Below are 11,012 nucleotides of genomic sequence, written 5' to 3'. Positions count from 1 at the left end.
CCTGATCCCTCCTCCCGGGTGGGCCGCCCGCGGGGGCGGCGGGCGGCCCACCCGGGAGGAGGGATCAGGAGCCGCCGATGGTCACGCCGGTCCAGTCGATGTGACCGGGGTTGGCGGGCAGCGCGGAGATCGCCTTGTTCTTGGCGAACAGGTTCGGCTGCTCGAAGGTGAACACCAGCGCCTTGCTCTGCAGCCCGGCCCGGGTCGCCTCCCGCAGGACCTGCGCGTAGTTCGGCGCGTCGAGCGGGGTCTCGCGGACCTTGGCGATCGCGGCCTCGAACCCGGCCGGCTCGTACGGCGAGCTGAGGTTCAGCGGGCCGTTCGGGCCGAAGTGGGCGGTCAGCGTCTGGGCGGCCGAGTCGCGTCCGGTGGTGCCGTAGAGCGTGATCGGTAGGTCCTTGGCGAAGAACGGCGTGGTCCAGTTCTTGTCGATCTTGATGGTGAGGTCGATACCGACGGCCTTGAGCTGGGACTGCACGATCTCCGCGGTCGAGGAGTAGGCGGCGCTACTGGCGATGACCAGGTCCAGCTTGATCTGCCCGGGCTGGTAGCCGGCCTCGGCCAGCAGCTGCTTCGCCTTCGCCGGGTCGTACGGGTACAGGTTCGCCGAGGCGGGGTCGTAGGCGACGTAGCCCTGCGGGAACGGCTGGTTGGTCGGGTGCCCGTAGCCGAACGTCAGCTTGTCGACGAACTCCTGCCGGTTCGTCGCGTAGCGGACCGCGTCGACGACCTTGGGGTTGGTGAACGGCGCCTTGTTGATGTTGAGGCTGATGTTGTTGGCGTTGAAACCCGGCTGGACGAAGACGTCGAGACCGGCGCCCTTCGCGGCCTTGGCCTGGCTCGGCGGGATGTCGGCGAAGTTGTAGACGCCGGTCTGCAGGCCCGAGACGATCGTCGTCGGGTCCGACGCCGAGGTCAGCTCGACCTTGTCGATGTGGATGTTCGCGGCGTCCCAGTAGTTCGGGTTCTTCGTCAGGACGGCCTTCGTGCCCGGGATGAGCTGGGTGACGACGAACGGCCCGGCGCCGATCGGCTTCTGGTCGAGCGCGGCCGGGTCGGCCGCGGCCTTCGGGCTCGCGACCTGCAGGACACGCTCGCCGAGCAGCAACGGGATCTGGTGGTCGACCTGGCTGAGCTGGAGAACGACGTCCCGCGCCCCGCTGGCGGTCACCGTCTTGATAGACGTCAGGTCGCCGAACAGGGCGGAGTCCTTCTGCGTCTTGGCCCGCTCGATCGCCGCCTTGACCGCCGCCGCGTCGAGCGGGGTGCCGTCGCTGAAACGCAGGCTCGGCCGCAGATGGAAGGTGACCTGGTCGCCGGCCGCGTTGTAGGTCCAGCTCTCGGCCAGGTCCGGGGCGACGTTGCCCTTGGCGTCCGTGCGGGTCAGCGACGCGTAGACGAGGGCCAGCTGGCGGAACTGGGCGCCGGAGCCCGAGACCACCGGGTCCCAGTGCGTCGGGAAGTAGGAGGACGCCCACTTCAGCGTCGCCGAGCCGCCCGCGCTGGTGGAGGCTCCGGAGCCGCCGGAACCGGCGCAGGCGCCGAGCACGAGGGCCGCGAGAAGCAGAAGGGTCCCGGACAGGGCGCCGCGCCGGGAACGGCGGGCGAAGCGCAGCGGTCGCGCGGAGGTCATCGTCTGTCTTTCTGGTCGGTTCGGACGTTCGTCGTGCGGTCTGTCGGGTGGAACGGGGTGGGGGTCAGGCCACGGGGACGGGCGCCGCGGCCGGCGCGCCTTGCGCTGGTGCCGTCGCGGCGGCTTCGGCTTCCCGAAGGGCGGTGTGGCGGTTGGCGGGGATCGGCAGGCCGAGGTTGCCGCGCAGGGTGGTGGACTCGTACTCGCTGCGCACGACGCCGCGCTCACGCAGGATCGGCAGCACCCGGTCGGTGAACTGGGCGAACTCGCTCGGCACGTTCACGGTGATGTTGATGCCGTCGAAGGCGCCGGCCTCGAACCAGCGCTGGATGGCGTCGGCGACCGTGCGCGGCGAGCCGACGAACGGCGAGCGGAACTGCTCGAGCTGATGCTCGACCACCTGGCGCAGGGTGAGGTCGTTGTCCCGGGCCACCTTCTTGATGGACTCGGCCTGGGTGCGGAAGCTCAGCGCGCCGGCGTCGCCGACCTCGGGGAAGGGGGCGTCGAGGTCGTACTGGGTGAAGTCGTGCCAGCCGAAGGGCCGGCCAAGCTCGGCCAGCGCCTTGTCGAAGCTCTTGGTGCCGCGGATCGCCGCGTCCTTCGCCCGGGCCTCCTCGTCCGTGTCAGCGATGATCACCGAGATGCCGGGGACGATGAGCAGGTGCTCGGGGTCGCGGCCCTTGGCGGCGGCGCGGGCGCGCAGCTCGCGGCGGAACGCCTGCGCCTGCTCCAGGGTCGGCGCGTGCGTGAAGATCGCGTCGGCGATGCTCGCGCCGAGGTCACGGCCCTCCTCGGAGTCGCCGGCCTGGAAGATGACCGGCTGCCCCTGCGGGGTGCGCTCGAGGTTCAGCGGGCCGACGACGGAGAAGTACTCGCCGGAGTGGTCGAGCCGGTGCTGCCGGGCGCGGTCGAAGAACACCCCGCGGTCCTTGTCCCGGGGGAAGGCGCCCGCCTCGTAGGAGTCCCACAGGCCCCGCGCGACGGCGACGTGCTCGTGGGCACGGCCGTAGCGGGTCGCGTAGTCGTAGTGCTCGTCGCGGCTGTAGTTGCCGGCGGTGCCGCCGTCACCGCTGGTCACGACGTTCCAGCCGGCGCGCCCGCCGCTGATGTGGTCGAGCGAGGCGAGCCGGCGGGCGACGTTGAACGGCTCGTTGTACGAGGTGGTGATCGTGCCGACCAGGCCGATGTGGCTGGTGTGCACGGCGATCGCGCTCAGCAGCGTCAGCGGTTCGAGCCGGCTCAGGTAGTGGTGCGGCGAGTCCGGGGTGATGAACTGGCTGTCGACGATGAACACGTGGTCGAACTTCGCCGCCTCCGCCTGCTGCGCGCGGGCGATGTACCAGCGGACGTCGACGCTGGCGTTGCCCGGGATCTCCGGGTTCAGCCAGGTGTTGTGCTGGCCTGGCCCACCGACGCCGAGGAGCACGGCGCCCAGCTTGAGAGTGCGAGCGGACATGGGAGGACCTTCCTGGAGCAGGCGGCGACGCTGGCGGACCGGTTCCGGGCGCGCGACGGTGCGTCGCCGGACGAGGGCGTCAGGGTTTGAGAGGAGAGGACGGGGTGAGGCGCGGGTCGCTCAGGAGGCGACGGCCGCGCGGCGGCCCGAGTGGCCGGGCGCGGCGAACAGCCCGATGATCCCTGTGCGACCGATCAGGTCAGCAACAGAGGGTGGCCTGGCCGCGGGCGAAGTCCAGCCAGCGACAACACGTGAGCAGCACGGCGGTCGACTGGGTCATGGCGCTCAGCATGCGGCCGAACCGAACGAAAGTCCAACGACGCTTCGTGATGGCGAATCATCACGTCTCGTGATGCATTGTCGAGTAGTCTGGTGAACATGGGCCGTACGTTGGACATCGCCCCGCTGCGCAGCCTCGTGGCGGTGGCGGACTGCGGCGGGTTCCAGCGTGCCGCGACATCGCTGCACCTCAGCCAGGCCGCGGTCAGCCAGCACGTGCGCCGGCTGGAGGCGGCCACCGGCCGGGCGCTCGTCGAGCGGCAGGGACGTGGCTCTCGTCTCACCCCCGACGGCGAGACGCTGCTCGCCCAGGCGCGGCGGCTGCTCGCCATCCACGACGAGACGCTGCGTGACTTCGGCGTCGCCGCCGACAAGACGATCGTCATCGGCTCCACCGAGCACGCGGCCGCGCAGCTTCTGCCGCCACTGGCCGCCGCACTGGAGCGGTCGCTGCCCGAGCACCAGATCCGCTTCCGGCTCGATCGCGGCACGAAGCTGCGCGAGCGCCTCGACGCCGGCGGCGTCGACCTCGCGCTGCTGCTCGGCCCGGCCGCCGACCCGCGCGCCACCCCCGTCGGCGACCTGGACCTGCACTGGTACGCCGCCACGATGTGGCAGCGGCCGCCCGGCACCAGTCCCATTCCGCTGGTCGCCTTCGACCATCCCTGCGCGCTGCGCACCCGCGCGCTCGAGACGCTGTCGTCGCACGGCCTGCCCGCCGTCATCGGCGCGGAGGCGATCCAGCTCGCCGGCGTCCAGGCCGCCGTCGGCGCCGGGCTGGGGGTGGCGCTGATGGCCACGCTGCGCCAGACTCCGGACGGGCTCGTCCCCCGCGACGACCTGCCCGCCCCCCGGCCGCTGCCACTCGCCGTCTGGGCCCGCCAGGGCCTGGCCGAGACGATCACCTGGCAGGTGGCCGACGCGCTGCGCACGCTGCTGGCCGAGTGGTCGTCGACCGACGCCGGCGGCCTCCATCTCGCCAAGGGAGCCTGAGTCTCGATGCCCGCCGTCCACGTCCCCGCCGGCAGCTCCGACGGGGAGTTCGTCCGCTCCCCCGCCGGCGTCCTGCTGCCCGCCGACATCGACCCGTTTCACCGCCGGCTGCACCGGGTCGCCCCCGCCGGCCTCGTCGGCGACACCACGCAGACGAGCGGCATGCGCCGCCGCGAGGCGATCAGCGGCAAGACGGTCGGTGCCCGCAACCTGTGGATGGGCCAGACCCACGTCCCCGCGTCGACGTCGTCCGGCAACCATCACCACGGCGCCTCCGAGACGGCGATCTACGTCGTCACCGGCCATCCCGTCTTCGTCTTCCTCGACGTCGACGGCGACGAGCCCGTCGAGACCCGCATCGAGACGGCGCCGGGCGACTACGTCTTCGTCCCGCCCTACGTCCCGCACCGCGAGGAGAACCCCGACCCCTCCGACGAGGCCGTCGTCGTCATCGCCCGCACCACCCAGGAGGCGATCGTCGTCAACCTCGACGGCCTCGACTGGTCCGACGTCCGCACCGACGACCCCGGCACCCCCTCCCCCACCTGCTGACCACCCCCAGGTCGCGGCCAGGTCCCATCTCGAGCGCGCCTGACCCGAAGCCCGGCGAGGCGAAGACGATGATCGTTGATCAGCTGCCGACGGGTAGGATGCCCTCAGCGCAACTACCGCCGCCACCTGGGGAGCGTGACCATGGGTCGCCGTTTCAACACGGCCGGCCCGTGTGTGCCGTCCGACCATTACATGGTCCCGGCCTTGTCCCGGTTGCCGGAGGCGCCCGGGCTGGTCGAGCAGAAGGCGTACTTCGTCGTCCACGCCCCACGGCAGACCGGCAAGACGACGGCGCTGCGCGCGCTCGCGCACGAGTTGACCGCCAGGGGGCGGTTCGCCGCGTTGCACGTCTCCTGTGAGGCCGCCGAGTCCGCCGGTGACGACTACTCCGCCGCGCAGCAGTCCATTCTCCAGGTCATCCAGCGCCGCGCCCGTCTGTCGCTGCCGGCGGAACTACGCCCGCCCGGGTGGCCGAGCGCCGCGCCGATCGCGCTGCTCGGCGAGGCGTTGACGGCCTGGGCCGAAAGCTGCCCGCGCCCGCTGGTCCTGTTCTTCGACGAGATAGACGCGGTACGCGGGGAAAGTCTGGTGAACGTGCTGCGGCAGCTGCGCGAGGGGTTCGACACCCGGCCGGCGCACTTTCCGCTGGCAGTCGTGCTGTGCGGTCTGCGTGACGTCCGTGAGTACAAGACCATGGCCGGCGGCGATTCCTCGCGTCTCGGCACGTCGAGCCCGTTCAACATCAAGCTGGAATCGCTGCGGCTGGGAGACTTCACACCAGGCGAGGTCACCGAGCTTTACCGCCAGCACACCGCCGAGACCGGCCAGCGTTTCGCCCCCGGCGCCGTCGAGCGTGCCTTCACACTCACCGGCGGCCAGCCCTGGCTCGTCAACGCTCTCGCCCGTGAGGTTGTCGAGAAACTCGTGGTACCCCCGGAGGAATGGATCACGGTCGAGCACCTGGAAGAAGCCAAGGAACGGCTCATCCTGGCCCGCGCGACCCATCTGGACTCGCTGGCGGCCAGGCTCGCCGAGCCCCGCGTCCAACGGGTCATCGAGCCCGTCCTGGCGGGCGCGCCCCTTACCCTGGACCCCTACGACGACGACGTCGCCTACGTTCGCGACCTCGGCCTGATCGCGCCGCAGCCGCCGGTACGCGTGGCCAACCCGATCTACCGCGAGGTCATCGCCCGCGTGCTGTCCTCCAGCATCCAGGAGTCCGTCACCGCCGACCCCCGCTCCTTCGTCCGCCCCGATGGCGGTTTCGACTTCCCCAGGGTCCTCGTCGAGTTCGCCGACTGGTGGATCGAGAACGGCGAGTTCCTCACCGCGTCCGGCTACTACAACGAAGCCGCTCCCCAACTCATCTTCATGGGCTATCTCCAGCGCGTCGTCAATGGCGGTGGCCTCATCGAACGCGAGTACGCCGTTGGCTCCGGCCGCATCGATCTCCACGTCCGCTGGACCTACACCCGCAACGGCCACCGCACGGTGCAACGTGAAGCCGTCGAGATCAAGACCTGGCGGGCCGGTCGCACCAACCCGCTGAACGCGGGCCTGACCCAGCTCGACCGCTACCTCGACCGCCTCCAGCTCGACACCGGCACCCTCGCGCTCTTCGACCAGCGCCCCAGCGCGCCCGCCATCGACGAACGCACCACGATCACCTCCACCACCAGCCCCGCCGGCCGCACCATCACCCTGCTCCACGGCTGACGTGAGGCCACCACGCGCCGCTGCGCACGCCGCCGCCCTGCGCGCAAACCGCCCCGCGGATCCGCGGATATCAGCTGCCAGGTCGGGCAGCCGGCCTGACCTTGATGACGAAGAGGCAGACGAGCAGCGCCGCCGCCATGAAGATGGTGCCGGCGATGAACGCGGTCGCGATGCCGTGCGCGAGTGCGTGCTGGGCCTGCCTGGTGGCGTCCAGGCCGGCGGCGGGATGGCTGCGCGCGTGCTGGAGCGCGGTCCCGAAGACCGTGACGAGGACGGCCACGCCGAGCGCCCCACCGCTGCGTTGCAGTGACTGCAGCAGTCCGGAGGCGGCGCCGGTATCGCGACGTGGCAGGCCGGCCATGATGACGGAGTTCAGCGGCATGAAGCACAGGCCGACCCCGACCCCGAACAGGATGGTCGGCCCGAGAATGCCGGTGAGATAGCTGCTGTCGGCCGTGAGCCGGGTCATCCAGATGCTGGAGCACAGGGCCAGCGCGACGCCGGTCGTCGAGATCCGCTTGGGCCCGAACTTCGGCAGTAGTTTCGGTGCGCTGCGCGCGGAGACGAACTGCGTCACCGCGAGTGGCAGGAAGGCCGCGCCGGCCTCGACCGTACCGAAGCCAAGGATGTCCTGGACGAACTGGGACAGGAAGAAGAAGGTCCCGGACAGGGAGCAGGCCATGAGCAGCATGTTGAGATAGGCGCCCGCCCGCGCGCGGTTGGCCAGCAGCCCGAGCGACATGATCGGCTGGGGCACCTTCGTCTCCATCAGGACGAACGCCACGAGCAGCGCGACACCCGCGACGAACGAGATCACGGTCCACCGGTCCGACCAGCCGTCCGACGCCGCGCGGATGAACCCGAACACGAGAGCCGCGGTGCCCACCGTGGAGGTGACCGCGCCCGGCAGGTCGAAGCGGACCGGGTGCCGCTCGGTCTCCAGCAGGTAGGAGCGGGCCAGGCCCACCGCGAGCAGGCCGATCGGCAGGTTGATGAAGAACACCAGCCGCCACGAGAGGGCCGCCAGCAGCCCACCGAGGATCAGACCGAGGGTGAGCCCCAGGCCGGCGACACTGGAGAAGCCGCCCAGCGCCCGATTGCGCTCCGGGCCCTCGCGGAAGTTGTTGATGATCAGGGACAGTGAGGCGGGCGCCGCCATGGCCGCGCCCACGCCCTGCAGGGAGCGCGCTACCAGGAGCACCGCAGCGCTCGGCGCGAGCCCACCCAGCAGCGAGGCCGCGGTGAACACGACCAGACCGGACATGAACATCCGACGCCGGCCGTAGACGTCACCGAACCTGCCGCCGAGCAGCAGCAGCCCGCCGGCGATCAACGTGTAGGAGTTGAGCACCCACGACAGCCCGATCGGCGAGAAGCCCAGGTCATTCTGGATCTTCGGCAGGGCGATGTTGACGATGGTCGCGTCGAGCGTGACCATCAGCTGGCAGGCGACGATGATCGCGAGCGCGATCCTCAGCCGTCGGGCGCGGCCGGGATCCTCGGGAGCGGCGGCCTCGGGGGCGGCGGCCCCGGCCGGGGTCGACGCCCTGACGTCTTGGTCCTGGCTCATCCTCAACCTCGATCAGGACACGGGCCGGGGCATGGGCCCGGCCCGGGTGCGACACACGAGCGGTCGGCATGGTTCCGGATGCCCGGACCCGCGATCCGGGCCGCTTCGCGGGCCCCACGATACGGAAAGAAATTCCGTTTTACCACGAGGGTGCGCTGCCGCGGGTCGGCGCCGCCGACGCCCCCTGCCACTCCGGCCACTCCCGCGGCCATCGCGGTCGCCAGGCCGAGCGGGTCCAGCCGGCCGCGGACCTGGTCGGCGCGATCGTCGGGGATCCCGGGACGCGCCGACTGCCGTCGGAACCTGACCGCGGAACCCGTTCGAAGCTTTCGCGGCCAGGGCCGGCGCCCCGCCCGGCGCGCAAGAGGGCCTTTTGGCGGCCAGGCTAGCGGCGCCTAAGCCCGTCGATCAGGACCGACAGCACGAGGCCAGCCTGATCCGGTCGCTGCTCAACCACCAACGCCGTGGCGTTCGCCAGCGTCAGCAGCGTCACCACATCGACGTCGGCGCGCATTGACCCGTCACGCTGCGCCTGCGCCAGCAGCTCCGCGCCGGCCGTGCGCATCCGCTGGCAGGCGCGGCCCAGCGGCGACCCGTGATCCCGCAGCTGGGGCATCACCAGCCGAGCCAGGCCCCGGTACATGGTGAGGCGGGCCACGAACTCGGCCAGCCAGTCCGCGAGGGCGTCGTCAGGACCGCGCGTATCACGCAGCGTGGCGGCCAACCCGTCCATCTCGGCGAGGTGATCTGTCAGGACCGCCTCGACGAGCGTCTCCTGGGTGGCGAAATGGCGATAGACCGTGCCGACGCCGAGACCCGCCCTCTCGGCCACCGTCTTCAGCGGCGCGTCGGTCCCCTCCTCGGAATACACGGCGCGGGCGGCACGCAGCAGACGCTCACGATTGCGCAGAGCATCGACGCGATCGCGGCGTTCGGTCCTGGTCGTCGGCGGTTGCGATGCCAACAGCTCACCTCTCCACCAGACTCGAACCACGCGACGCGGCGCCTGGTCAGACTACTCCGCGGGCCAGCGCACCTCGGTTGCCTCGACCGACGCCCCTCCGGGCCCTGCGCCCCATCACCTTGATCTGCCTGTCGCGGGTGCTGGCGCGGGGAGGTTTGCGGTTCGGTTCCCTGATGAACGGCCCCGACCCAGCCAGCCCGAACCTGGCCTTCGACGGGCCGGGCTGGTACCGGATCAGGATCGCGGCGCAGGGTCGTGACACGCCGAGACGTGCCGACAGCACACCACGAGGCCGTCGTCGTCATCGTCCGCACCACCCAGGAGGCGATCGTCGTCAACCTCGACGGCCTCGCCTGGTCCGACGTCCGCACCGACGACCCCGGCACCCCCTCCCCCACCTGCTGACCCGCGCACCCACCCAGCCGTCCGGTACGCTCAGTAACGGCAGAACACGCACTCCAGGGCCCGCAGAACACGCACTCGTCACCCCGCGGTTTGTGCATTGACATGGCCGCAGAATGAGTACTGTTGACGTATGCCCATGTCAGGGTACATCCCGCGCATCGCCGACCAGCGGCTGTCAAACCTGCTCGCCGAGCTGCCCGCAGTGCTCGTCACAGGGCCACGGGCAGCGGGGAAGACCACCTCTGCCCGACGTGTCGCCAACGACATCCTTCGGCTGGACGACCCCGCGGTCGCCGCGGCCGTCATGGCGAGTCCGGACGCGGCACTGCGGCGCGCCCGCGAGCCTGTCCTCCTCGACGAGTGGCAGGAGGTGCCGGCGATCCTCGGCGCGGTCAAGCGCGCGGTCGACGAGGACTCACGGCCGGGCCGGTTCATCCTCACCGGCAGCGTCGAAGCCGACCTGACCGCCCGCCAGTGGCCCGGCACCGGCCGGGTCGTCCGGCTCGTGCTGCATGGGCTCGCCGAGCGGGAGATGAGCCGCTCACTCGACCGACCCGGCCTGCTCGACCTGCTCCTCACCTCGGACGTCTCCCGCCTGCGGATCTCCGGTCCGGCGCCGGGCCTGGACGACTACGTCGATCTCGCGCTGCGCAGCGGATTCCCCGAGGCCGCCCTGAGCCTGCGCGGCGACGGACGGCTCGCCTGGCTCGACGCCTACGTCGATCACGTCGTCACCCGGGACGTGCTGGCCGCGGGCGAGCATCGTGATCCCGTCCGGCTGCGCCGCTACCTCGAGGTGCTCGGGCTCTCGACCGCCGGGCTGCCGGCCGAGAACACCCTGCACAGTGCGGCCGGGATCAGCCAGCGCACCGCGGACGCCTACGACCGGATCCTGGCCGCGCTGTACCTCGTCGACCTGGTGCCGGCCTGGTCGACGAATCGGCTGAGCCGGCTGACCAAACGGCCCAAGCGGTATCTGACCGATCCGGCGCTCGCCCTCGCCGCCGCCCGGGTCGACGAGCGAAGCGTCCTGCGCGACGGCGACCTGCTCGGCCGGCTGCTCGACACCTTCGTCGTCGCGCAGCTGCGGCCGGAGCTGGCCCTGCTCCATCCGCGTGCCCGGCTCCATCACCTCCGCACCCGGGATGGTCAGGAGATCGACGCCGTCGTGGACCTCGGCGGCGGCCAGGTGATCGCCCTCGAGATCCAGGCCTCCTCGGCACCCACCGCCCGGGACGCCCGCCATCTCCGATGGCTACGCGACCAGCTCGGCTCCGACTTCCGCGCCGGCGTCCTGTTCCACACCGGCCCGATGCCGTTCGACGTCGACGATCGCATCTGGGCGCTGCCCATCTGCGCCCTGTGGGCAGCGGAAGCGGACTGAAGGCCCACCTGCCTCCCCTTCCACCAACCCGACTTAACTAACTAGGTTGGATGATGTATC

At 71.1% G+C, this 11,012-nt stretch carries 9 protein-coding genes; 5 read left to right on the top strand and 4 right to left on the bottom strand.

What is annotated here, in order from left to right:
• Positions 1 to 64: 64 nt before the first annotated feature.
• Both C1A33_RS28285 and C1A33_RS28280 read right to left on the bottom strand, forming a co-directional pair.
• Positions 65 to 1,633: an ABC transporter substrate-binding protein gene (locus C1A33_RS28285; protein WP_101834879.1), complete on the bottom strand. Its 1,569-nt coding sequence runs from the start codon at positions 1,631 to 1,633 to the stop codon at positions 65 to 67.
• Between the two features lie 64 nt (positions 1,634 to 1,697).
• On the bottom strand, positions 1,698 to 3,089 hold the full coding sequence (locus tag C1A33_RS28280) for an NtaA/DmoA family FMN-dependent monooxygenase (protein ID WP_101834877.1): 1,392 nt from the start codon (positions 3,087 to 3,089) through the stop codon (positions 1,698 to 1,700).
• A gap of 378 nt (positions 3,090 to 3,467) precedes the next feature.
• On the opposite strand from C1A33_RS28280, the gene C1A33_RS28275 reads away from it, so the two are divergent.
• From C1A33_RS28275 to C1A33_RS28265, 3 genes are all read left to right on the top strand, one after another.
• The gene (locus C1A33_RS28275; protein WP_101834875.1) at positions 3,468 to 4,361 is read left to right on the top strand and encodes a LysR family transcriptional regulator; all 894 of its coding nucleotides are present in this window, start codon (positions 3,468 to 3,470) and stop codon (positions 4,359 to 4,361) included.
• A 6-nt stretch (positions 4,362 to 4,367) separates the two neighbouring features.
• Positions 4,368 to 4,913 (top strand): cupin domain-containing protein, encoded by a 546-nt coding sequence (locus C1A33_RS28270; protein WP_101834873.1) that lies wholly within the window; start codon positions 4,368 to 4,370, stop codon positions 4,911 to 4,913.
• 141 nt (positions 4,914 to 5,054) lie between these two features.
• Entirely contained in the window at positions 5,055 to 6,629 is a 1,575-nt protein-coding gene (locus C1A33_RS28265; RefSeq protein WP_101834871.1) for an AAA family ATPase, read from the top strand.
• Between the two features lie 70 nt (positions 6,630 to 6,699).
• Here C1A33_RS28265 and C1A33_RS28260 read toward each other — a convergent pair whose 3' ends face one another.
• Positions 6,700 to 8,199, bottom strand: a complete 1,500-nt coding sequence (locus C1A33_RS28260) for an MFS transporter (RefSeq protein WP_101834869.1) — start codon at positions 8,197 to 8,199, stop codon at positions 6,700 to 6,702.
• Positions 8,200 to 8,584: 385 nt separating this feature from the next.
• Positions 8,585 to 9,163: a TetR/AcrR family transcriptional regulator gene (locus tag C1A33_RS28255; RefSeq protein WP_101834867.1), complete on the bottom strand. Its 579-nt coding sequence runs from the start codon at positions 9,161 to 9,163 to the stop codon at positions 8,585 to 8,587.
• Between the two features lie 255 nt (positions 9,164 to 9,418).
• Here C1A33_RS28255 and C1A33_RS28250 point away from each other — a divergent pair, with 255 nt between their 5' ends.
• Complete coding sequence (locus C1A33_RS28250) at positions 9,419 to 9,568, top strand: hypothetical protein (protein WP_207770548.1); 150 nt, start codon at positions 9,419 to 9,421, stop codon at positions 9,566 to 9,568.
• Positions 9,569 to 9,704: 136 nt separating this feature from the next.
• A complete protein-coding gene (locus C1A33_RS28245; protein ID WP_243408021.1) occupies positions 9,705 to 10,952 on the top strand; it encodes an ATP-binding protein in 1,248 nt (415 codons plus the stop codon).
• The last annotated feature ends 60 nt before the right edge of the window (positions 10,953 to 11,012 follow it).

It is taken from the genome of Frankia canadensis, assembly GCF_900197875.1.
GTDB classification, from domain to species: domain Bacteria; phylum Actinomycetota; class Actinomycetes; order Frankiales; family Frankiaceae; genus Frankia; species Frankia canadensis.
The sequence above is the reverse complement of the archived record's forward strand: the minus strand, read 5'-3'. Positions and strand labels throughout refer to the sequence as shown.

Excerpts from the sequence above, each read along its gene's own strand:
- C1A33_RS28245 (WP_243408021.1), top strand. The coding sequence starts at position 9,705 with ATGTCAGGGTACATCCCGCGCATCGCCGACCAGCGGCTGTCAAACCTG.
- C1A33_RS28275 (WP_101834875.1), top strand. The coding sequence starts at position 3,468 with ATGGGCCGTACGTTGGACATCGCCCCGCTGCGCAGCCTCGTGGCGGTG.
- C1A33_RS28260 (WP_101834869.1), bottom strand. The coding sequence starts at position 8,199 with ATGAGCCAGGACCAAGACGTCAGGGCGTCGACCCCGGCCGGGGCCGCC.
- C1A33_RS28285 (WP_101834879.1), bottom strand. The coding sequence starts at position 1,633 with ATGACCTCCGCGCGACCGCTGCGCTTCGCCCGCCGTTCCCGGCGCGGC.
- C1A33_RS28270 (WP_101834873.1), top strand. The coding sequence starts at position 4,368 with ATGCCCGCCGTCCACGTCCCCGCCGGCAGCTCCGACGGGGAGTTCGTC.
- C1A33_RS28280 (WP_101834877.1), bottom strand. The coding sequence starts at position 3,089 with ATGTCCGCTCGCACTCTCAAGCTGGGCGCCGTGCTCCTCGGCGTCGGT.
- C1A33_RS28265 (WP_101834871.1), top strand. The coding sequence starts at position 5,055 with ATGGGTCGCCGTTTCAACACGGCCGGCCCGTGTGTGCCGTCCGACCAT.